16 protein-coding genes are annotated in these 24,973 nt (G+C 47.3%); 10 read left to right on the top strand and 6 right to left on the bottom strand.

Annotated elements, in window-relative coordinates:
• The 10 genes from AC4IFB_RS06585 to AC4IFB_RS06540 form a co-directional block, all read left to right on the top strand.
• On the top strand, positions 1–409 hold a 409-nt coding region (locus AC4IFB_RS06585; protein WP_490779728.1), incomplete at its 5' end, for a hypothetical protein.
• 2 nt (positions 410–411) lie between these two features.
• Positions 412–849, top strand: a complete 438-nt coding sequence (locus AC4IFB_RS06580) for a hypothetical protein (protein ID WP_490779727.1) — start codon at positions 412–414, stop codon at positions 847–849.
• Between the two features lie 234 nt (positions 850–1,083).
• A complete protein-coding gene (locus AC4IFB_RS06575) occupies positions 1,084–1,977 on the top strand; it encodes a hypothetical protein (RefSeq protein ID WP_490779726.1) in 894 nt (297 codons plus the stop codon).
• 91 nt (positions 1,978–2,068) lie between these two features.
• Positions 2,069–3,178 (top strand): hypothetical protein, encoded by a 1,110-nt coding sequence (locus AC4IFB_RS06570; RefSeq protein ID WP_490779725.1) that lies wholly within the window; start codon positions 2,069–2,071, stop codon positions 3,176–3,178.
• A gap of 725 nt (positions 3,179–3,903) precedes the next feature.
• Complete coding sequence (locus tag AC4IFB_RS06565; RefSeq protein ID WP_490779724.1) at positions 3,904–4,629, top strand: hypothetical protein; 726 nt, start codon at positions 3,904–3,906, stop codon at positions 4,627–4,629.
• 102 nt (positions 4,630–4,731) lie between these two features.
• Positions 4,732–5,199 (top strand): hypothetical protein, encoded by a 468-nt coding sequence (locus tag AC4IFB_RS06560; protein WP_490779723.1) that lies wholly within the window; start codon positions 4,732–4,734, stop codon positions 5,197–5,199.
• On the top strand, positions 5,196–5,621 hold the full coding sequence (locus AC4IFB_RS06555; RefSeq protein WP_490779722.1) for a hypothetical protein: 426 nt from the start codon (positions 5,196–5,198) through the stop codon (positions 5,619–5,621). The genes AC4IFB_RS06560 and AC4IFB_RS06555 overlap by 4 nt, the downstream gene beginning before the upstream one ends.
• A 135-nt stretch (positions 5,622–5,756) precedes the next feature.
• The gene (locus AC4IFB_RS06550; RefSeq protein WP_490779721.1) at positions 5,757–5,891 is read left to right on the top strand and encodes a hypothetical protein; all 135 of its coding nucleotides are present in this window, start codon (positions 5,757–5,759) and stop codon (positions 5,889–5,891) included.
• A 1,683-nt stretch (positions 5,892–7,574) separates the two neighbouring features.
• Positions 7,575–12,380, top strand: a complete 4,806-nt coding sequence (locus tag AC4IFB_RS06545; RefSeq protein ID WP_490779720.1) for a thrombospondin type 3 repeat-containing protein — start codon at positions 7,575–7,577, stop codon at positions 12,378–12,380.
• 671 nt (positions 12,381–13,051) lie between these two features.
• Complete coding sequence (locus tag AC4IFB_RS06540; protein WP_490779719.1) at positions 13,052–15,154, top strand: DUF7151 family protein; 2,103 nt, start codon at positions 13,052–13,054, stop codon at positions 15,152–15,154.
• A gap of 838 nt (positions 15,155–15,992) precedes the next feature.
• Here AC4IFB_RS06540 and AC4IFB_RS06535 read toward each other — a convergent pair.
• From AC4IFB_RS06535 to AC4IFB_RS06510, 6 genes are all read right to left on the bottom strand, one after another.
• Positions 15,993–16,958 carry a hypothetical protein gene (locus AC4IFB_RS06535; RefSeq protein ID WP_490774932.1) on the bottom strand — a complete coding sequence of 322 codons (966 nt, stop codon included), beginning with the start codon at positions 16,956–16,958 and terminating at the stop codon, positions 15,993–15,995.
• Between the two features lie 364 nt (positions 16,959–17,322).
• Positions 17,323–18,369 (bottom strand): SO_0444 family Cu/Zn efflux transporter, encoded by a 1,047-nt coding sequence (locus tag AC4IFB_RS06530; protein WP_490779718.1) that lies wholly within the window; start codon positions 18,367–18,369, stop codon positions 17,323–17,325.
• Between the two features lie 79 nt (positions 18,370–18,448).
• Positions 18,449–19,267, bottom strand: coding sequence for a prolipoprotein diacylglyceryl transferase (gene lgt, locus AC4IFB_RS06525; RefSeq protein WP_490779717.1), 819 nt, complete (start codon positions 19,265–19,267; stop codon positions 18,449–18,451).
• A gap of 146 nt (positions 19,268–19,413) precedes the next feature.
• Complete coding sequence (locus tag AC4IFB_RS06520) at positions 19,414–20,985, bottom strand: hypothetical protein (protein ID WP_490778641.1); 1,572 nt, start codon at positions 20,983–20,985, stop codon at positions 19,414–19,416.
• A gap of 56 nt (positions 20,986–21,041) precedes the next feature.
• Positions 21,042–23,522: a LamG domain-containing protein gene (locus AC4IFB_RS06515; protein ID WP_490779716.1), complete on the bottom strand. Its 2,481-nt coding sequence runs from the start codon at positions 23,520–23,522 to the stop codon at positions 21,042–21,044.
• 3 nt (positions 23,523–23,525) lie between these two features.
• Positions 23,526–24,716, bottom strand: coding sequence for a hypothetical protein (locus AC4IFB_RS06510; protein WP_490779715.1), 1,191 nt, complete (start codon positions 24,714–24,716; stop codon positions 23,526–23,528).
• Positions 24,717–24,973 lie beyond the last annotated feature (257 nt).

Raw genomic sequence — 24,973 nt, 5'->3', positions numbered from 1 at the left:
TTTTGCTAAATCGATGGCTGTAAGACTATGCTTCTTCATGATGGATGCCCTCCATGTAACCTATGTTCTCATAACTAGTTTGGCGCACCGACGCCGGAATGGTAGGGCGTCCATCTCATCAGTCACCGTTATTTTTGGTAGCTTATCTGAAAAGCAAGCTCAAAGAATAATTAAACGCGTCAATAAAGCCGCAGAAGAGAATCCTGGTTTCTTGAAAATGGAAGAATTAACGATTATCTCTGGTAAAAGTACAAAAACAATTGAAACAATATCAACACCTGAACAGTTCTTCCAAAGGGCAGGTATTAGGGCCGGTGGTGATTTGAAAGCCGGGCAACCATTTGCTGCGTCTGGATCAATTACAGTAAATCCAAATAACAATATTTTAGTTTTGCCACCAGGAAGTTAAAAATGATCTTATGTAGAATTGATGGTTCGAGTATTGAGACTCATGAATTAACTTTCAGCCAGCTTTCTTTCGGCAAAGAAGGTGGCTCTGTCAACTTTAACTACGAAATTATATTTGCTAAAGATTCCTTTATAGAAAAGCTCATACCCTTTTATGATGAAGGTGTCGAGGAGTTGAGGGAGGATGATGGAATAACTGGGGAATTTGAACCTCCATATCCAGGGGCAACAAACTATCCATCCTTGTCTGATTTCTTAGATATTGAAAACCGATTTTTATATGAATATCTTTATGCATACCACAAATTCGATATTCTATCTTTAGTCTTAAGTGAGGATAATAATGAATCTGGATATATTATTAATACACTAGAATCTATTGATAGTGCTGATGAGAATATAGTAATTAAAGGCGTTGCTTTAAAAAGAGAGCGTTATTGATGGGTATTGGGGTCGTCACGATCTTTCAGGGAGGGGTGTCGACAAAAGACATGCCAGAGCAGCCATCACTAGTCACTTTTACTCGTCTCTCAGCTTGATGTTTCAAGAGCGGCAATTGAACCTTCACCGTTTCTGATATTGATATCAAGGAAGTAAATTATAGGACAGTTACGGTATCACTTTTTATGATTCTCATGGAGAAATTGAAATAAGGATTTAAGTAGCGTTGGTGGAATGGTCGGCGGTGTTGTTGGTGGCATGTTTGGTGGGCCCATGGGCGCACAGCTTGGCTCACAGATCGGCGGCGGTATTGGTGGTATGCTTGAAGGCCTGATTTCAAATCATGGCCAGTCTAATGTTCAGGGCGCGATGAACAACAACATGATGGGATCGCTCGTTGGTCAATTAGGCCAGGCGATTCAGTCTGCACCTGGTATCCCTCAGTTTGCCAGAGATGAAATGTGCCAGGCTTTGAATGATGTTCAGCAGAGTTGCCCGGCAGAGCCTACACCTCCAGGTTGTCAGCAGGATACTGACGATTCAATGAGCGGCTTGATCGATAAGATTGTTGATAAAGTTGTCGATCAGATTATGGAGAAGCTTCAGGGCGGCGGTTGTGAGTCTGGTGGTGATCTTCAAGACATGGTACGTCAGGCGATTGAAGATGTTGTACGTGAGCAGATTGGTGGTGGTGCTGAGGATGGTGGTGGAGCTGAGGATGGTGGTAGTGCCTCCTCTGCTAGTGTAAGTTCTGCTTCAAATGGTGGTCAATCTACCTTTGATAGAATGAAAGACATGGCGTTTGATGATGCCAACAATGAAGTAGAAAAAGAACAAAAAAATAGAGATAAAAAATGTAGTAATGGTGGTGGCGGTGGTGATAATTGGTTAGTAGCTTTAGCTAAAGCCATGTCTGACATTCAGAATGAACACCTTAACAAGATGTTAGGTGCCCAAAAAGAAATGCAGGAAAATGTCGGCGAATCTGAAGAGTCTCGAGAAAAGTTCATTGAAGCACAAAGTAAGTTTCAAGCTGAATCTAAGCTATTCGGTATGGCTTCTGAGGCAACAGCAACTGCACTCAAGACAATAGGTGACGCTATGTCTTCAATTGCAAGAAAGCAATAAGGTATCTAAGCATTAGGTGCTTAGCACATACTTTAAGCCAGGTGCTTTGTAACGCACCTGGCTTTTTTTGGCTTGTTTAAAGAGTATTATCATGATTAATGATACTAGGTATATGTCTCGAATCTTCTTACTCCTGCTATTGTTAAATGGATGCGGGAGTGGTGGCGGAGGTGGTGACACAACGACGGATGATAATACAAATAATGATATTAATAGTGGGTTAACTGGCCGCATTTTTATGGGTGCATCTGGTGATGGAAATATACTTGACTTATCCACAGGAAGATATAGCACTATACCTGGTGTTGACTGGTCTGAATATGAAGAAAATGAATATCATGCTTCTGCAAAATATTATGCCCTCCCGAGTCGAGATGGCCAAGAATTTATATTAACCGTAACTAAGTGCTTATTAGACGATGAACCTTTGTCGCCCTATTATGATTGTATTGCAATACATAATAATGATGACGGAGCATTAGTTTCTAGTGGTAGGTTGATTGAAGATATATCACCAACAACACGTTTTTCATTTAACAAAGAATATTTTGCTTTTTTTTACAATGATGAACGAGATTCTAGTACAAACGATGAATTAGTGATTTTCGATAGAAATTTTCAGTTCATATCTAGATCAGTATTGCCAGGTAGGCTGGCAAGATCATTTGATTGGCTTCCGAATGGCCAAATTGTATATATACACGACCAAACTATCTACATTACTGCACCATACGATACTTCAGGCGCTTCGATTTATACATTTGATGAAAGTGAAGGTAGACCCGATTATATTGCATCAAGCCCTGATGGTTCAAAAGTTGCGCTTACTCTAGTTACTTACGCTAATCCACATGTTATTAATGGTACGACTTGGATCATGAACAGCGATGCTACTGATCTACATCAGTTAGCACATATACAAAACAATGAAGATCCAATATTTAATTATCCAATTTGGTCTCCAGATGGTAAATATATTATGAATATAGTTGGCCAAGTTAACCCAGAACCACCAGACACTGGTAATAGTGATCCAAACCCAGGGTTACTTGGTGGGCTTTATGCAATACCTTCAGACTTGAGAAATGTTGCACTTAACGATGATGGCGCGAATGGGATAGTTCATATACAGAGTTATTATCATTCATCCGATCTAAACTACAATTTTTCATCGAACGGCTATATGGTGTGGTTACAATAGAGCTTTGTAAGCATCTCGCCAATACGAGAATATGGACAGGTATTGTTTGATGAGGGATTACTGATAGGGGAATCACTAGTACGCAGAAATAGTTATCGGTGCCACTGCCTTACATAGACATCCATTCTTAAAACTCTTCAATTCTTCATCCCAGGTTCAAAGAAATAGGGCGCCACAAATTAGGGAACATCTGAATAAGTAATGAAAAACAACTCAGCCATTCGCTGATGTTTATGCTTTTCACCAAAAAATCGTTTCTTAAGCGAAATATTGCTCATTCTGGCCGGAACTCAGCCAGTACCCCATGCCCGCCAGATCTATCAGGCGGACTAACCCTACGCCAGGCATCTCAATCTTCGCCGGGCAAGGTACAGATTGGTCAGCGCACTGAGAACAAACAAGGAATAGATTTTCTGGACAGTCACCGTTTTAATATAGAAGTATACCCGAGAGAGAAGCAACCGATATTAGTATATGCAGCTGTATTTAGTCTTGAAGTATAAGATACTGATTCTAAAATTCACGCTCAAACCAGCGATTGACTGCGGGATGGAATTGAAAGGTTGACATCTCGTCATCATATTCCATGAGAACAATAAGCGCTTATCATGTAAGTTCACTCACAAATTTTCAGATTCTAAGTCGATATATGGGTAATCCCTAGTAGCCAGCTATGAGTTCAGTGGGATAAGGTCGGGTATAAACCGAAAGTAGCGGAGGGACCCGTGACCACACCTAATCTATTCACAAGCAGCGCCCCTGCCCAGTCATATACGGCAGTAAATGGTGGTATGGACGGCGCAGATCAGACAGAGGGGCTGTCCCTCTTCCAACAGGCCAGTCAAAGCCACCAGCCGGACGTGCTGGTCAAGCGTCAATTTGAACAACGAAATCAAAATCAGAAGAGCAAACTCGCCAATGAGTTTGTCGCATCAGCAGGTCGAGAGGGTGTCAGTCAGCTGGCGGTAACCCCGAATGGCCAACATGCTCTGGCTATGGTTTACGATCATAGTGGGAGTGATGGCAGAGGCTTGATGCGTCAGGTACATGAGGAGCAGGGGAGTACGGCGGTTGACTATACCCCTGAAAGTGGACTCGTATGTACTGCACAGGCAGCTCAGCAAGGGGAGAAAGCCCCAGAAGAACAATACCTGGATAAACTGATGAAACAGTATACGGATCATACGAGTGGAGAGATGTCTCTTCCACCATCAGAATCCCTCGGGTTACGTAGTGAGATTGAGCGAGTCAGCGAGATTGTTAATCCTGGTCAGCAGAATATGTGGGGCGAGTACACCCCACAAGAGAAGCAATATCTGGAAGAACAAGCATTAAGAGAGCGTCAGGCAGCAAATAATTTGGGAATGTGGGTGGGTGGCCCAGTATTTTCTGCCATGCCGGCAACGGCTAGACTACTGGGTGCCCCTGAACCTGTTGTGGAAGGGTTTTGACAGATAAATGCTGAGATAGCGGGTGGTAAGGCTTTTGGGCGTCAGGGTAGGGGTATAGAGTCGGTACGTACGCCAATTAATGGTGGCCAGGTAAATACGTATGTGCTTGATACGAAAAGTGTTAGAATTGAAAGGCCTGGTTCTATGGTGCTGGGTAATGGTGTTTCAACAGACAAGATAGATCCAAAAGTGCTATCAAAAGATGCGCCTATTTCTATTCCAGAGTCAGCAAAGATTAATGGTCCACAGAATAAAGCGGCAGGTTATAAGCAGGTTTCTTATAAGTGGGATGAAGAAATAGCAGGGCGAAATAATAGGTTTGAAGCAAGATGGCATGAGCCAACTCCTAATTCGCCTGAGGGTACTGTGCCTAACTGGCGAGTAACAAGAACCCTTTCAGGTTCACCTGATGGTAGTTTTAAGAAAGAAGTTTATGAGCTAGTGCGAGGTAACGGTAATTCAAATTTGTGGATTCCTGAAAGACAGTTTCGTGCAGCTACAAGAGCTTGGAGTGATGGAACTGCAACTCAGGAACAAGTAGATTTATTGAAGAGAGCCCACTTCGAATGAACATGCAGAAAGACATAGATGCACTTTTAAGATTTAATGATCTTTTGATAGATATGCAGGGCGTAGTACCTGGTTATCTAGAGCAGGGCTATGCGCGACTTGGAGTAATCGAAACTATCAGAGATTCTGGCGTCGCAACGCCAATAGCAATAGCGGCATTGTTACGTGAGATCGTTGCTGATGATGAGGATGAGGTAAGAGAAGCTGCGTTATCGGTTTTATGTGAAATAAGTGAGGATAGTAATGTGAAGCGAATAGCTTTACTAATGGCCTCAGCTGATCAAAGTGATCGGGTTTTAACGACGGTTCTCGAGCAAGCAAAACTTCTTGATTTGTCTTTTGCAAAAGAGTTGGCAAGCCGATTAGTGTTACATCCTGATCCTGTGGTTTCAAAGTACGCCTCAGGATTAATTGACAGGTAAAAGTGTTGAGGACATAAAATCAACGCCCGGTAGTTGTCAAGCCAAATTCACCCGTTGGGCTACTCAACGCAACTCGCAGCGCCACAGTATTTAGAACCGTTTGTTGGGGGCGAGCATCAAGACAAATCTTCTGGCTTGAACTTTAGCCTATCAGACTACCTGGAACTGACCGATTGGGCAGGGCGAGCCATAAGAGAGGATAAATCCGGTGCTATTCCCTCAGAACTGGCACCAATCCAGGTGCGTTTGAATATCGACTCGGAAGCGTAAATTTTATGGCAAAAACTACAACACAGTGATAGGAACAAGGGAAGGGATTAAGCAGTTTACACAAGCCATAGGTAGAGGAAGAAAGTGGTTCTGCATGAGTGGGTTTTCGTTGAAGATCTATCAGACATCGCCCACTTGATATCTTTCAAGCCCAGCTTGGGTCATTTACGCCAATCAAAGCGTGTTGGTAGTCTGTTTTCTTCAAATGATGCCTGTCCAGATTACTGCTCGAGGGGGGGCTTAGGGTAATAAATCCCCTTGATAGCACCGGAGCTTCCATATACGTCCAGTCAGTAGATAGTAGGAATATTTTTTATGTGCTTGAATCTTCGTCAACTGTATCGGGGTAAAAGTGGTCGAACACTTTCTTGGAATTGAATGATGCTTTCTGTACATCCTAACGATTAGGATTATATTTCCACTCGAGTCGTCTGCGTTTGAACCAAGACTTTTTAGATGCCTTATTGATTCTGAGATGTCTCGCATCCATCATTTCTCGGTGGACCATTCTCCCTGTGTCACGTTCAGTCACCACAAAACCGAAGAACAGGCCACACCCATTAGAATCTGAATGTCTGCGAGAAAGGAGTTTTTTAAACCATGCCAACATATATTCATCATAACCATGAAGTGCTCTAGTTCCAAGCACCCTTGGCTGCAGAGGTAATCGCGTCGCGACTTTCGTAAACAGCCGCGCCGCAATAACATATGGACACCTCTATTAATTGCTTGTGCCCTCTGCGAGAACTAAAGTTAAGTGGTCAATAGTACTTGACCACTACAATAACAGCATTCATGTAAGTTAACGTCGAACATACATGTAATGTATACAAGCCAAGGAGTTGGCCATGACGATATCTCCTTCGCAATAAATATGTAATGCTTTAGGGTGTCTGTCTACTATCACCTAATGCAAATACATAATTAGACCTGGTTCACATATTTAAAGTGTTTTTAGATAATAAGTTCAATTCGTTCATGAATAAGTTAATTATCAGGTGCTGCACTTCTCGCTGTCATCGGCAAAGCTATCATATTCTTGCATTTTTACTCACATGTGGATTACTTCCAAGAAAGGCTAATTAACACTAAAGCTGGAGTTTGAACACTGCAACAATTGGCATTACACACAATTAAATAGATTCACCAGGATTCTAATCTTGACACGCCTGTTTTAGAAAAGACATCAATTATCAGGAAGATTGATGTTATGCAATTGAGAAATACCTAGGCTAGATAGCACGCAATTAGACATTGTTAAACCACTTATCAGTGGATAACTACACTTCATCGTATACCGCAGCTGATTGACTTCAAATTCATCGTGTTTGTTGCGTATCATCCAAAAAAAGCAAAAGGCAATCGCTAAAGTATCGACTTCATCAAATGTGTTTGTTGATTATTGCCTAAAAAGATTATTTCTAGGAATCGTCATCAGCTAAGGAGAAACCTCGCATGGCTAGGTATAGAACAAGCAAATCAATTCTAGCAACTGTATTGCTTATATTAAGTCACAACGCTTTCAGTGCCGTAGCAACGCCCACGCTGGGGACCAATCTTTCGGATATCAATAACTTTGACGCTGTGCGCCCTTTCAAGGACCTCATGAAATCGGCGCATAGATGGCTGCCCCAATGCGACTATGGGTGCGCAAATAGCTGGGACACGGGTGAAGCTATAAGCTTGGATGCAGAAGGTTGGCCTACATCAATTCCGGTGCCGGTGACGGATGTAAATAGTCCGAGGAAAGTTTCAAAAAACTGGGCACTCTCAAGTGACTTCGAAGGAGAGCGCTATGTCGCATTGTATGAGGGAGAGGGCACGCTCAGCATCACGGGTAACAACGTGACAATGATTGAGTCGACCCCTGGACGGTATGTTGTGGACTTGCCCGACGGAAGACAAAACGCCTTGCTCCTAAGCATTAGAGGCACTGACCCTAACAATACTGGCAATTACATTCGCAATATCCGCTTCATTCCTGAGCGTTTCGAGAGTGATTATCAGGACCAACCATTTTACCCCGACTTCCTAAATACGATACGTCCCTATCACCTAATACGTTTTATGGATTGGATGAACACCAATCTAACCACTTTAAGCACTTGGGATAATCGTTCTAAGCTCACCGATGTGAGTTACCGAACTCACGCGGGTGTACCCCTTGAAATAATGATAAAGCTGGTCAATGTGCTCGATCAGCACGCCTGGTTTACGCTGCCCCACATGGCCGACGATAACTTTGTGCGTGAATTCGCAAGGCTCACTTTGCAGAATCTCGATTCCGATCAAAAAGCCTATGTGGAGTATTCCAACGAAGTCTGGAACCGCTCATTTCCTCAATCATCCTGGGCGCTGAATCAGGCTAAGCAGGCGTGGCCTAATGCTCAGTTGTGGGATTGGTCCTTCATTTCGAACTGGGTCGGAAAGAGAACGTCTGAAATTTGCGAGATCTGGAAAAGCGAATGGGGCACCGAGAGTGACCGCGTCGTTTGTGTGATGGGTGCTCAGGCCAATGGTATCGAGGCTGGCAGAGAGTTACTCGCCTGCTCACTCTGGAGTGAAGCACCTTGTGACTCCAGTCACGGTATAGATGCGATTGCAATCGCGCCCTATTTCGCCGGCAACTATGGACATCCTAATACTGTAAGTACCATAGAAACCTGGACCCAACAGCCTGATGGCGGGCTCGACTGGATGTTTGAGGAGATCAATAGTGGCGCTCATCTGGGGTGGGGAGCAACTGGATTTGACCAGGCATTCAGGACGATGGATGAATACGCGGTACTGGGTAGCACCTATGGCCTGCCAATCATCTCCTACGAAGGCGGGCAGCACATGGTCGGCATATTCGGTGCTGAGAACAACACGGCCGTTACCGGGCTTTTTCATGCTACAAATCGAGACCCGCGCATGGGTACGGCCTATACGCACTACTTAGACACCTGGAGGACCAAGACCAATGGTGGTCTATTTGTGCATTTCAATGCCATTGGAACTTACAGCAAATGGGGCAGTTGGGGAGCACTGGAATCCTCAAAACAGACGAATTCGCCAAAACATGATGCGCTGATGGCATACCTGAATAATACGCCAGGAATAGCGGATGTCGATTATGACGGCGTGGCGGATTCAACGGATAATTGCGTTAACGTCTATAACCCAAACCAAGCTGATACAGATGGCGATGGTATCGGTGACGCTTGTGATACACCGACGGATAGCGATGGTGACGGTGTGGCTGACGACGTGGATAACTGCCCGGCAGTCGCTAACTCAGGTCAAGCTGACACGGATGGCGATGGTATCGGTGACGCTTGTGATACACCGACAGATACCGATGGAGACGGTGTGGCTGACGACGTGGATAACTGCCCGGCAGTCGCTAACTCAGGTCAAGCTGACACGGATGGCGATGGTATCGGTGACGCTTGTGACTCACTTACAGATACCGATGGTGATAGCGTAGCAGATGCAACGGATAACTGCCCGGCAGTCGCTAACTCAGGCCAAGCTGACACGGATGGCGATGGTATCGGTGACGCTTGTGATTCACTTACGGATACCGATGGTGATGGCGTAGCAGATGCAACGGATAACTGCCCGGCAGTCGCTAACTCAGGCCAAGCTGACACGGATGGCGATGGTATCGGTGACGCTTGTGACTCACTTACAGATACCGATGGTGATGGCGTAGCAGATGCAACGGATAACTGCCCGGCAGTCGCTAACTCAGGCCAAGCTGACACGGATGGCGATGGTCTGGGTGACGCCTGTGATTCGTCGACGGGTTCCGATGGAGACGAAGAGGAGACCACACCACCACCTGTCGATGAGGAGGATGAAGAGGAGACCACACCTCCACCTGTATATGTTACCCCTTCATTTAAAACTGTGCAGTTATATCAGGACAATATATTAATTACGGAGTCTAATTTCGAACTAAATAAAGAAGTCACTGTAAATATTGAACTCCTTGATGGAATGCCTGGGTTTGATTTCTGGATCAATAACCGTTTTGGCGCTAAAGGCGGTAGATGGGAGAATGTTAAAAGTGATCAACATACTGCTACCTATACGTTTACGCCTACAGCCATAGGAAATTATAAACTATGGATCGAATTTACAGATGAGAATTCTAATAATGAATATTATAAGGCCATTGAATATAGTGTTTCTACTGCACCAGCAGTAGAGGATTCAGGCGGTACAGTGGACCCAGTTGTATACGTTTCCCCCTCATTCAAATCTGTGCGGTTGTATCAAAACAATTCATTAATTACAGATACTGATTTTGAAGTAAATAAAGAGGTCACTGTATATATTGAACTCCTTGATGGAATGCCTGGATTTGATTTCTGGATTAATAACCGATATGGCGCACAAGGCGGTAGATGGGAGAATGTGAAAAGTGATCAACATACTGCCACCTATACGTTTACACCTACAACCATAGGTAATTATAACCTATGGATCGAATTTACAGATGCGAATTCTAATAAAGAATATTATAAGACCGTTGCATATAGTGTCTCAGCTGCACCAGTAGTAGAGGATTCAGGCGGTACAGTGGATCCAGTTGTATACGCAGCCCCTACCTTTAAATCCGTGGAGCTATATCAAGACAACACATTAATTACGGACGCTAATTTTGAAGTAGATAAAGAGGTTTCTGTCAATATTGAACTTCTTGATGGAATGCCTGGCTTTGATTTCTGGATCAATAACCGATATGGCGCTCAAAGTGGTAGATGGGAGAATGTGAAAAGTGATCAACAAACTGCCACCTATACGTTTACGCCTACAAACATAGGAAGTTATAACCTATGGATCGAATTTACAGATGCGAATTCAAGTGATGAATACTATAAGACCATTGCATATAGTGTCTCTGCTGCATCACCAGTAGATAATTCAGGCGACACAGACCCTGTACTCCCAGATCCCCCCACCCCCGACCCTAACCAACCAGCATCCCCAAGTTTTGATTTCACTGCGCTGTTGGGTGGTAATGGAATGGAGCGTGTCCAGGGAACATACATAGACGCCCAGGGATATATTTATCTTGCAGGACAAACAGGCTCAAGGGGTCTTGCAGTTGGCGATGTCTTCCAGGCAACAAAACCAACCTATAACGAAACAAGTTACGCGAATGATTATGAAAGCTCTGAGGGTTTTATCGCCAAACTCAGCCAGGATGGTAAACAGATTATTTGGCTGACTTACTTTGGCGGTTCAAAACGAGATGCACTCTATGCAGTGCGAACCGACAGTGCTGGAAATGTCTACGTCGTAGGTAGCACGGGCTCTCCTGACTTTCCAACCAAGGGGAGTTTTCCGAATAATTACCTGAAGGGACAACCTGCGACAAACGCATTACTAGACGTCTTTGTTGCCAAGCTTGACCCAAATGGTAAAAATCTTATTTGGTCAAATTTAATTGGTGGGACAACAGGCAAAGAAGAGTCACCCAGAGGCTCAATACTCATTGATGAACAACGCAATAGAATTTACGTTTCTGGCGTTACAACATCCCGCGACTTCCCAACCACAGTAGGTGTATATCAACCACAATTTAATGCTAATCAGGAAGCTTTCATATTTGCTTTAGATATGGATGGATCATCACTGGTTGCATCCACATTTGTGGGTGGATCCGGTGGAGACTATGCAGCTTCTGGCATTGTGCAAAATCCTCTTGACGGATCGGTCTATATTTCAGGTGTCACCAACTCATCAGATCTGATTCCAAGCAGCGCCCTTGGGTACCAGGCCAATTTTAGAAGTTCAAATAAAGACCCGAACGCGAACATATGGAGTAATGGTGATGGATTCATCATTCGTCTTGATAAGGATCTCAAGTCTATTATCAGTGGAACCTATATAGGTGGCTCTGGTTCTGATGCAGTTTCGCATAACCAGGGAATTTCCATCAACAGTAAAGGTGAACCTGTTGTTGCCATTAGTTCGAATTCAAGTGACCTTTTCAGTGGTGCTGCTGTACCTGGATTCGATAAGACCTTTAATGGATCTGTTGACGGTGCCTTGGCCATATTCTCACCTGATTTAACAACATTAGTCGCCGGTACTTATATCGGTGGATCAGGTGATGAAGAACTACATGGTGTAGCAGTGGGCCCAAATGATCGGGTTTTTGTAACCGGCGGAACAACGAGTAACGACTTTCCTATCCTGATTCCGGCGGCCGATCAAGCTAACAACAATGTCTCTACCAGCAAAGGTTCCGGCCAGTATGCAACTGTCTCTATTTTCTCCGAAGACTTAAGTAATCAAGTCTACATGGGGCTCCTTGGCGGGCCTGTATACAATGGAGAATCGCAGCGAGGACGTAGTTTTGCTGTTGGTGCCAACAAGGCAGTGGTAGGCGGAACGACGGGTTCTAGTGCGTTTCCAAATGACGGCTATTTCACGAATACTTTTGGCAATGGTAGAAGAAGTGCGTTTGTTGGGATCATGAGTATTGATTAACAGGGCAAATACTTAAAAAGAAAGTAGGGGACGTAGCGATTATTAGTGATCAGCAATCATTTTTCACGAGGCATGCCACGCTCTTGTTTAGAAAGCTTGATCATAAATTTAATGGCTACGTCCCTTTAATCTGCGGGTAAATCCTAGAGAACCTCTGATCAATTCGTGAACTCGCATCTTGACCCTAAAATGTCCGGTTTTAGCGTTATAATCTTTGCACGCGCATCTTGCCCCTTAAAATGTCCTTTTTTGCGTTATAAATCTTCGCAAGCCTGCTATTACATGCGATCTGTGCCTTGAACCTGAATATTTTAGGGCACAATCTGCTTCGTCCAGAATATATCAGAGATTCCCTAAAGTTTTCAGCTAACCGAGCGATAGTAATTCTTAATTATTGGTCTATTAGGTCTTATTGCCTTAGTTACCCGTTACTTTTTTATAGAAAAATAATTCTTAAAGATAGAGATATGCAGTACAGGTCCTTTCTATTTATTGTTGAGCCATGCCAATGGTAAGACGTGGTTAACCAGGCATTTTAAACAATACACCAATACCTCTACAGGTCAGTCGTGCGTTCACGATTATAGTAATTAATCTGTCAAATCATCGTGTTTGATATTACCGATAAGAATTAATAATGTGAATCACAAAAAAGTAAAGAGAGAGTCGCGATGGATGTTCCCCCTCTAAATCAATTCCTGAAAATCACCACCCTTTTACTACTAATTACGCTCTCAGCTTGCAGGAACGATGGCACGAATGGCCAGAATACCCTAGTTAATCAGAGCAACGAACCAGCAGGGGCTACCTGTGCGTATGGCGGAGTCCGGATTGATGCCGGCATCGATGACGATGGCAATGGCATTCTCGAAGAAACCGAAGTCGACACTACTGAAGTGGTGTGTAACGGCAGCTATGGCTCTGATGGTGCCGATGGACTCAGTGCCCTGGTGAACCAGAGCACCGAGGCAGTGGGGCCTACCTGTCCCAATGGCGGCATCCGATTAGATATCGGCATTGATGATAACGGCAATGGTGTTCTCGAAAACAGTGAAATCGACACCACTTCTGTAGTATGTAATGGCAGTGATGGGGTTGATGGTACCAATGGGGTTGATGTTACTAACGGTGTTGATGGTACGGATGGTGCCGATGGACTCAATGCCCTGGTGAACCAAAGCACCGAGGCAGCGGGTGTTAACTGCACCTATGGCGGCATCCGATTTGATGTCGGTATCGACAATAACCCAACCAATGGTAGCCTTGATCCGGCCGAAATCACGTCAACACAATATATCTGTGACGCCCAGAACCCCCTGTCGGAAAATGCACGTCTGGACGACATCCGACTAAGTGTGAGCGAACTTGATCAAGTGTTTCAGTCGAGCCTGTTGGATTACACTGCCACAGTAAATTTTCTCTCTACAGGGTTACGCATTACCGCTTTCACAGAAGATGAGAATGCTAGCATGAGCATTGATGGTGTCACGACTGTTTCGGGTGAAGAGAGTGCCTGGATTGAGCTAGCCGAGGGCGCTAACAGCGTGGTGATCGCGGTGACCGCCGAAGATGGTAGCAGCACACGTAGTTATAATCTCAGCATCTTCAGACAGAGCCTGCAAACCCTTCTTAAGCGTGCCAAAGTGACGACTGCTGATGGCGAGGCTGGCGACTGGTTGGGTTACAGCGTTTCGCTCTCTGGGGATACCCTGGCGGTGGGAGCCTATGGCGTCGACGGCAACGGTTCAAATTCAGGAGCGGTCTATGTCTTTACCCGCATTGGCGGCGTGTGGTATCAGCAAGCTAAACTTTATGGTGCAGACAGCACCACAGATGACAACTTTGGCTGGAGCGTATCCCTGTCAGGAGACAGCCTGGCAGTGGGAGCATTCCTTGATGATGACCTAGGCTCTGCTTCTGGGTCGGTCTATATATTTAATCGCAGTGGCGGGGTGTGGAGCCAGCAGGACAAGATTACGGCCGCGGATGGTGCGGCTGACGATAAGTTCGGCTATCAGGTATCGCTATTCGGGGATAGCCTCGCCGTGGGATCCTCCGGTGATGACGATAACGGCTCTGATTCCGGATCGACCTACGTCTTCACCCGTACTAACGGAGTATGGAGTCAGCAGGCCAAGCTGACCCCTGCGGATGGGGCGGCTGGCGACGAATTTGGATTTAGCGTCTCACTATATGAAGATAGCCTCGCCGCGTCGGCTCATCTTAATGACCATGATGGCAGCACAAGTCCTGGGGCAGTCTATGTGTTTACCCGAAGCGGCACAGTGTGGACTGAACAGGCAAAGCTGACGGCGTTGGATGCAGCGGGCTGGGACCTTTTTGGTTATAGTGTCTCTCTGTTCGAGGACAGCCTTGCGGTAGGGGCCCTTTTTGAAGACGCCAATGGCTTAGTAGACTCAGGGTCGGCCTACGTGTTTACTCGCAGTGGCGGTGTATGGAGTCAGCAGCAAAAACTAACAGCTTCGGACGGCGCGGCCGACGACACCTTTGGGGTCAGTGTCTCAATGTCAAAGGATGGCTTAGCAGTGGGAGCCCGGAGTAATGACGTCATCGGTGCTGATTCAGGGGCTGCTTACTTATTTACACGCAGTAGCGGTGTGTGGACTCAACGGGCCATATGGACCCCAGACGATAGCGCGGCGGGGGACTACTTCGGCAATAGCGTTTCACTCTCTGCGGATAGTCTCGCTGTGGGAGCCTATTTGGATGACGACAATGGTACAGACTCAGGGTCGGTCTATATCGCGCAGTAAATAAGCGCGGCGAAGGTTATGCGCCAAGCCTTGGAATTGGGTAACTTTGTCAAAGCGCTGCGATCTGAGAAGTCCATAGCGGACTTCTCAGGCCTTCTCAAAGATGGATAGGGTATAAGAAGGATAGACACTGCCTTCTTGATTAAGTGCGTAGCAATGGTGCAATAAAGAGTAAACCAGGACAGGCATTATTTGAAGGGAGATAACAAGTCTCCCAGCTTCCATTTTGTTCTATCGAGATGAAATTATGACGATTATCGACTAAATCAGTTGATTTAACCGATTAACATCTAAAGATTGAGAGCGTTGAATGTGGATTATCTGGTTGGGGGCAAGTAGATCTCTGCCAATGCGTATTGATTGGCATAAAGTTTCTTGCGCCTTATTCGGGAAAATAGAATCTAGATCACTCAATTAGAAGATGATAAACGGCTGAGTCTTCTGGATTAGTCGATTGTGGTGATATTTTTTTACCAATAGAAAAAAGTGGAAGTTGGGGCGTCTGTTTTCCTACTTCAAATAATGCCTGTCTTGATTAATTACTTTTGTATTAGTAGGTTACGATCATCCAAGTGCCATTCGTACCTGCCCCTACTGTTTATTCTCTCCTTCGTTTAAAATCCAAATACAATGCTAAACACATAAATATTCCACCTGTGATATATATTTCTGCTTTATCATTTACCACAAGAAACGCGCTTATAAGAAAAATTATAATAGTTAATATTTCAGAAATTATTCTATTATTTTTAAAGTTTAAATGAATTAGTGCTTCAACAAAAATAAACACAATAATACTTATCAATAGCCACAACCAATTCATACATAAGCCTTGAGTTTACTCGTCGTGGTCTATTGATTTAACCCCTTGAGCCACACTGATAGCATCTGCTGCTCTTAGGGTGTTATTGCTATTATAAAATGCTGGAACCGTCTTTGTGTATGTTAAAGCAGAGCTTCCCCATTCAGAGGAGTTGAACGTAGCACTTACAGGTATAGTATTTGCTCTAAAAACAGAGCCTAAACCAACTACGCCTCTGGCTATATTTCCATAAGCTTTATCGCCAAAATAATATTCGCCTGCATTTTTATAGGCTTTACCTAATACATCATAATCATTTGATGTGCCATAAAACAAGTTACTTACATCACTCACACCACCTGCGTATAAAGATGCTCCATCAGCCATAAGATACGCTCCTGTTACTTGGCCTCCAGGTACTTTATTCATTACCCAGCCTGAATATACACTTGCTTCACCCAACAACATCTTCCCTGTGGCAATGCCTAAGTCTTGAACCTTGTTAGCATATATTCCCCAAAATTCTTTATCTTGAATCGCATCTTTAAATGAAGGTTCGTTGTTCCCCGCACCACCTACTGTTATTGCTGCAGTTGCAGTTAAGCTCGGCACTGCTACTTTCTTGCCTTCATCGACCTGTTTATTTGTGTAGTTGACGGCTGTATTTCCTTGTCCCTTATGGACTTCCTGCAATAATTGGCGTGCGTCACCGCCAGAGTGGCTGAAGACTGTCGCAAGGGCGTGTTGTCCGTCTGGGGTTGCTGCTATTTGGTTCAGGCCCTCACGGCCTGCTGCGTTGACGAATTGATTCGCGAGTTTGGTTTTCTCGGGTTGGGGTGTTTGCTCGAATTGCTCTTTTATGAGCGTGTCGGGGTGTTGGCTTTGACTCGCTCGTTGATAGAGGGCTTGTCCGGTTTCTTTTTGAGCGCCATTCGAATGGATGCTTGCCACTGTGTTTGGCTGGGGCGTCATTCGTTGGGTGATTGGGCTAGGGTTGGTCACGACTCCCTCCGTGCTTTATTAGGGTTTATTTCTAATGGTATGTTTTTGGAAGTATGTTGGTAACTGGGGATTACCCTTATAGGATTATTTTGCATTTCTGTATGCTTTCGGTTCTGCTAGGTAGATGTTCTGGACTGAATGGTTAGGTGGTATTAAGCGGTAATAAGCTGTTTTTTTTGGGGGAGCATATGATCTTCAACCGATAGGGTGTTTGCTTCAAAGTGTTAGGGTTCGTCCCATGCTACAGCCAAGTATAGGAGCGGTTTAACCGGACACTGATTGTTAGTTTGAAGATATCAAGGACTCTCACCGTTTGAATGTAGTGGCCAATAATACTTAACCACTACATTGGAGACAGAGCCAGTCAGAATAGATTCAGTTTTCTGCGTACGCTTCCGAGCATGAAGAAGAGCAGTAGCAGACCACTGAGTATTGCCAGGAACTCTATCAGCTCTGGGGGTTCCTGTGATGACAATACCTCAACCGGTATGTTGAATGCGGTGACTGCACTATCCGTTGCCAGTCCAATCAGGATACTGGAAAGGGAGATTCCCAGCAGATAGATCACCAGGGTTCTTACCCCCATCTCCCGCTGTATTACGCCGATGGTGGCCAGGTTGGTGGCAGGTCCTGCCAGCAGGAAGACGAGTACGGTACCGGGTGAGATACCGGCCAGAATCATTGCAGCAGCCAAAGGGGTGGAAGCGGTGGCGCAGATGTACATGGGAATGCCGACCAGCAGCATCATCAACATGGCCGGGAGTCCGCTGCCCCAACTGGACAGGCTCTCTGTTGGAATGTAACTCATCACCAGGGCTGCCAGGATCAGGCCAGCAATCAGCCACAAACCGATATCGTCGAGGATAGCAGTGAACGCATATTTGAGTCCTGCAACGCTGCGCTGCCAGATACCCTCATTTTTCTCTCTGTCTACTGCACAGCAGGCTCCTTCGTTACAACCAGAAGCAGTTGAGTCGATGACTGGTAGGATGTTGGATGGTTGTTTAATCTCCTGCTGCGAGTCGAAGAAGTTGTTGAGCAGTCCGGTGAAGAGTGCGCTGACGACTGCCGCGACCGGTCGCAATAGGGCCATGAAGGGACCCAGAAGGGCGTAGGTGATGGCGATGGAGTCGGGGCCGGTCTCTGGTGTGGAGATCATAAAGGAGAGAGTGGCGCTCTTTGAGGCACCGCTGCGGCGCAGACCCATGGCGGCGGGTAGCACGCCGCAGGAGCAGAGTGGAAGTGGGGCGCCGATAAGCGCCGCTTTGAACACCGGCTGGAAACGTCCCTGGCCAAGTTTCTGTTGCAAAAAGCCTGCTGGTAGCCAGGCCTTGAGCAGACCTGCCATTACGAGCCCCAGCAGAAGCCAGGGTGCGGCTTCGAGATAGAGATCGAGTAGATTCTGGAGCAAGGTTAGAGCCGTTTATGATCAGGAACCATTAATTGTAGTCTGTCTGATCGGTGTCTATTGTTCAATCTGGCACAGCGTGTCAGGAAGTGTGCTCCACTGGCTTGGTTTCAGCTCTCCTGAGCGCCAGGAGAATCAGTATCAGGCCGCCAGCAATGAATGGCAGGCTGAGTAACTGGCCGGTGCTTAACCAGACATCACTGTCATAAGCCGCCTGTTTGGTTTTTACGAATTCGACCATAAATCTGGTACTGAAAACTGCCACCAGAAAGAGACCGAAAATCAGACCATCCTTAACCTTTTGTCCCATGCGTCTGTAGAACATTATCAGGGTAACGAAAATCAAACCATAGGCAATTGCTTCGTAGAGCTGTGCCGGATGGCGGGGTATTTGATCGATACGTTCGAAAATGAATGCCCAGGGCAGGTTGGTTGGTGTGCCGTAGATTTCCGAATTGAATAGATTGCCCAAGCGAATCAGCATACCGACCAAAGCAGTAGGGATGGCAAAATGATCGAGAAGCCAGAGGTAGGTTTCACCAGATTGTCGTTTATGGATGTAGAGGGCGAACAGTACACCGAGACCACCACCATGACTGGCCAATCCACCCTCCCAGAAGGCTAGAATTTTCAGTGGGTGACTCAAATAGTAGCCTGGATCGTAGAAGAGGCAGTGCCCCAATCGTGCGCCAGCAATGGTGGCGATGACCAGATAGACAGATAGACGTTCCAGGTGTTGGGTCTCCCGCCCTTCATTTTGGTAGATCCAATGAATGGTCTGGTAACCCAGTAGATAGGCAAGGGCAAAGAGCGCGCCATACCAGCGGATTTCCAAGCCGGCAAAAGAGATTAACGTAGGGTCTGTATTCCAAACGATAAAATCGACAGCTTGTTGTTCCATTTCGGGATCTTCCTGGCGGGTAACTTCAAGCGGTGAATTCTAATCAATTGACGCCACTATTGGCAGTGGTTTTTTTGTGACCTGGTTGTTATCAAGAGCGCTGCCATTCCCTGGTAGGAGGAGCGGCAATCTGTTTCAATTTTCCCTCAGACAACTGGATTGAAGGCGGTCAAGCTGTCTAGCATTGCTGCATTACCCAGACTGGTGCCGAACAGTGAGCTGAACTGCCCCTGTTCACCATGCAGGGCGAGGTAGTTGAGTGCTACGGTCAGTACCAACTGATTAACGTTATTGGCGGCAGGACTTGAACCATTGTCCACTGCACCATCAGCGGTAAAATAGCCAATCTGCTGATGGATCAGTTGTTCATCTGCGGTGCCACCTGCAAGGGTTGGCTGACCGGCGGGGTTAAAGACCAGGAAGAAGGAGGCGGCTGTGGACTGGTTGTCACCCGTCCAGACACCCTTGCCTCTGCCGTCGGCAGAGTTGTCCACCGAGCCATTGCTGGAGACAGATCCGTCACTGAAGACATACAGCATCAATGGTGTACCGATACGGGCAGCATATTCGATGCAGGCACCCATGCAGCGGCCAGCGCGTAGATCACGGACCTCACCCACAGCACGGTCACCTGTATGGTAGTCATAGCCACCCATGGTGACTGTACCTGCACCTGCATAGCCATTGATGACCAACTTCATTACCGAGGCAGTTTTACGAAACTCTCCATCACTATCGAACTCCTCCTGGGTGAAGATCGGGCCGATGATGTCGGTGTCTGCAGTGACATCCAGCGCTGCTGGATCACCATAACGGTCGACTAAGTCTGCACTCTTAACATAGCCGCAACGAACCAATTCCTTGACGACATCATCTGTGGAGATACCGGTGTTGACGCTGTCGAGTTTCATGTCTGAGATGCGTTGAATCGCTTCCATTACTGCAACAGCATCAGACTGATCCAGCATGCCGACAAGCTTGCCTGTATCGACTAACCCAGTGGTGTCACTGGGGCGGTCAACTTTTGTCGGGCGAACAGAAGGATCAATCTGATCCGCTGGCGCCAGCGAGTTACCGCCAGAGTCGGAACTGCGAGAACCGATCAGAGTCAGCAGCTCTCCATCAGCGCCACAGCGGTTGATGGCATACATCGGATTGTGGGGGTTATTCGCGGTGTCATTTTCCGAACGTGCAGGAATGATCGCGCCATTGATACCGGCCCGGTTACCCACCGAAACCTTTTCCAGAATGCCGCGCAAAAAGGCACTGTCAGAATGGAAGGCAAGCCCCAATTCATTATTAATGAAGTCGCTCAAGCCTGTGTCCGGGTTGGTGATGGATGGCACCATATCACCTGGTAGTCCCAAGCGGTTATACCCAGCAGTGGTGAGGAAATCGAGTTGTCCTCCCTGTCGTCCCGAAAGAACATTGGAACCGGCGATATTAGCCCCGCCAGCCAGATCGAAACAGATAAACGGGATCTTGCCGCCACCCAGTGTGTCTATACCGCAGGAGGTTTTGAGGGTTTCCAGATCAGAAGATAGTGCTGCCTTGGCCTCCCTCGGATTAGCAAACAGCCCGAACAGAGAGGGCGTGGTAACTGCCCCGAGTCCAGCCATAAAGCCTTGACGGATAAAATCCCGCCGTGTCACTGGGCGGGCATGATCGGGATGCAGCAGGGGAGCATCCGGCGAGAGGTTTTTCACTTTTCTACGCATAATCTATCTTTCCGTCTGGTATCTTCAGTCCGCGCGTCACACGCTTTCATCTGGTATCACTGCAGTAGCACCACTGCGCTGCCCAGCAGTGAGGCACAGGCAGCCTTAGTGGCTTTTTCCGTACGGTCTGCTGCACATTGTCCACTACAGCGTGCCAGGCCAACGCTGCCGGTCAATAGTGTCATTAACTCACTCTCAACCATTGCGGGGTCAGGTTGGGTAGCCAGGTTTTCACCCATGAAATTAACGATCAACGGTGTCACCACCTGACTTTGCCAAGTGGCTGTGGCGATATCATTGGCGTTGGTGTTGAAGTCGAACCCTGGGAAGAAGCTGGATCGTAGTGCAGTATCATCGACCATGGCACTGCAATACTCTATCGCCAGTTGCGAGACAGCGACCTGATGGGAGGAGAGGAACCCATTGATGTTCTCTGCCGAGGGCAGCTGCTCTTTGATCGTAGTGTAGGTGGTCTGAACTGCACTGAGGGACTGACTTACACCTGTGAGTGAGGCCATGGTGGCGTTGATTTCATCGAAAGTACGTAATCCCACTGTGGATGCTGGTTCAGCATCAGCGGGGGTACCAGGTGGAACAACTTCGGGCTCGACATAGACATTGGTTTGGTCACCCAGTGTTTCGAAAGTCAGGAAGAACTGATCGCTCTCTGCGCCTTTTTCAGAGGCAATCGTGGTGCCTATATTCGAAAGTAACTGACCATTTACCGTATATTCTGAGTCATTGATTGTCATGTCGAGCGAAGCATAGGCCTGGCCGATTGCCGCTTCCTTGCCATTGATGCCGATGCGCATGCCTTGCAGTGGGATCGATCCCGGTAAAACGCTGTCATCGAGGCTGATGAATTTGGGTTGGCGGAACAGGTAGCTGTAGTTGTCATACTGGCTGACCTCGAACATCACATAGCTTTGAGGCAGATTGACCACGTCGCTGACATTGAAGAGTAGAAAATACTTTTCACCGACACCGGCTTCAAAGTTCTGCTGAATCTGCGCTTCGGTCAAAGCCCTGTTGTGAATGGCAAGCAGGCGAACCTTTCCTGCCCAGGGGCGGTCGCTGGAAGCTTCATTACCCAGTACCAGGGCATAGGTGTCGTCCCAGTCATTGAGGTTGCCTGGTGCAGTCTCGTCCAGATCATCGGTGAATAAGCCGTTGACGTAGAGTCTGCGTCCATTTTCTGGATCGAAAGTGGCAACAACATGTTGTTCAGTGGCCTGTAGATCCTCATCGTCATCTGAAGTGGAGTGGCCGGGTTCGCCGTTACCGTCTGTGGTACTTGAGCGATGCAGGAAGTTGTAGTTATAGAGGGTTTGACCAAGCGTGAAATTGCGGTCGTTGATTCCCGCTGAATAGCTGATGATTCTCGCTGGACCTTCCTGGGTGACATTGGCTGGAACTACCCAGGCTTCTATCGTGTATTCACCGGTCGCCTGAATCAACTGGCTCAGTTTTCGGCTGTCACCGGTACTGCCCTGAGCCTTGCCGGTTTTGAACTCCAGACCCCAGCCTTCCACCCAAGTGGTGTCACCACTGAGGGTGAGATTGGCTGCCGGATCCACGCCACTGGTGTCGTAGGCGGTGCTGCCACTGCCGGTCTTGAACTCATACAGGGCGACGATGTCGTTCTCCTGACGGCTGCCACCACTGGCTACCGTACCTTCAGGCAGGGTCAATGCCCGACTGACGACCAGGTCAGGATCAACCGGTGTCGGAGAGATATTGTTGGCCATATTGGTGATGGCTGTCTCCATCTCCTGGGCATTGCTTGGGCAGTCATCCCAGCAGTTATGCAGCTCTATAAGACGCTGTACCAGGCGGGAGTTGTTGGGGGTGTCGAGGTCGATGGAGTTCTTCACTGCCGCGTAGGCGGTCTCTACATCTGGGGCTGCGAAATAGGGGGATTGTGGTGAGGCGGCATCCTCTACATGACACTCGGAGCAGTAATCAGTCAACAGGGGATGGACATTACTTGAGAACAGGCTTGAATCGTCAGGAAAGGTCTTGCTTTCGCCGACTACGTTTTCTGGTGGTGCTTCGAGTTCTATCTGTCTGCCAGCGCTGGCGCCATCACCAACCCAGGATTCGATATAGTTGGTAATGATCGTGGCGCAGGCGCTGTCACTGGCTTCCCAGCAGTTATGCCCATTGGCAACTTTTGTTACAAGGGATGATTCGTCGGGTTCAGAGCGATTGATGTAGCCACTGACCGATTCGTAGGCCTGATTGACATCATCTTCCCGAACAAACACTGGGGCTTGTCCGCCCGTGTTGTGACAGGCGCCGCAGCGGTTCTGTGCTCGCAAGGGTTCCCATAGGCTGACCCTGAAACCCTGTATATCACTGGTACGTGCGGCGGGGCCGCTGTAAGTGCTCGAATTGACGGTGGTCTCTTGCTGAGACTCGTTCGAGACGCCATCCTGACAAGCCGGCAGTCCACTGAGCAAGAGTACGGGTGAGAGCAGCCAGATATTGCCGCGACTCCATTTTAGAAATTTGTTGTATCCGTTATGTATGTTCACTGATCAGTCTCCCGCACAATAGACGGCCGCTTCCGCGAACACATTTTTCATGTTGTAACCGGATTTAAAGCTGCTGGTAATTTCAGCAATCTTGTTATGGTCGGCTCCATCCACAGGAGAGCGTAGACAGACTGCCTGAAAGGCCTTGGTAACCTGACACTCTGCAAAGGCATGGCTATTGGCCAGCTCCTCCCCCATCGATTTTGCCCCATAGCCCGATCCAGGCAGAGTGGAATCCCAGCCGAGAATGGAGTTGGGTCCTTCACGCCAGTAGTTGTCCCACTCGTCGTCAGGTGTGGCGAACCCATCCTTGAAGACAGAGCTGTTGATCAGATACTTAGGCTGCACATTGCCGGGGGTGTAGGAGAGGCGGCCGGTCTCCATGTCATCTGTATATTCGTAGTTGTAGTAGGCGTAGGCCTGGCCCAATGGCTCCATACCGGCATGGCACCCGACACAGTTGTTGAAATATACCCGGCTGTCACCACCAGGACTGCGTGATGCATCCTGACGGACCCGGTCACTGGGGCGGGTAGGGTCCTTTATCTGCTCCAGATCCCTGCAGAGATGGTTGAGCATGGTGAAGCTGAACATTGCCCGATTGGTGCCATCGATAAAGAAGGCCCGGGCGGCGGCGCGGGTGGTGATCACGCCAGCGGTACCTTCCGGTGGCAGGCCGGTTACGCTGGATTGGGTTTGTCTCTGCAAGGCTTGTTTGAGGTCTATGCCCTGAGTCTCCATCGCCTCGTAGTGGTCGTTGTTATCGTTGGAGTAGGCGGGGCTGCTGCTACCGGTGTAGATGATGTCGGCTGACAGCAGTTGGTTGAAGGGCACTTCGTCGCGCACCATACCAATGACGGTAGCGCTGTAGTCGTTGAGTGGGGCAAAGGGGGTCTGCTCCTCGTTGGTCCAGGGTGTCGCCCAGTTTTTCAGGGTCACGTTGTAGAAATCGGGGTGTTCGATTGCCAGCATGGCTGCCGCCAGAGGGTCGTTGTTCTCAATTTCGGTGACCATCTCTGCCAGGGTCTCAGCACTGGGTGGTACACCGGCAATACGGTCATGCATGCGTTTTGCCTGTTCCCGCGGCCCAGACATGGCGGGTAGTGCAAACAAGAGTGCAAGGCTCAGTGTGAGCACTTTGGTAGCTAAACAGCCATAATTGCACTGGGGAGTGGATGGGTGTTTTCCCGACATGATTTCTCGCCCTCTGAATCCCTATTCACCACATCGCCGGAAATAGATTCCCCGGCAGATTGGAACCTTATCTCCCTCTTCTATATCAGTCGTTATTTTTGTCAATCCAAAGTCATGGATTCGTGACTTTTGTTTGTTCAGGTTGTGAACTTGAGCACTGATTAGTGTTTTCGATAGGGTAGACTCTCAAGTCCATGATTTTATTAGCCGATAGCAGAATTCAACTTTATTCAATAAGAGGCTCTATCTGAGCTGCA

This window comes from Candidatus Thiodiazotropha sp. AKIB8, assembly GCF_058244675.1.
This window is presented reverse-complemented; position numbering and strand designations above follow the sequence as displayed.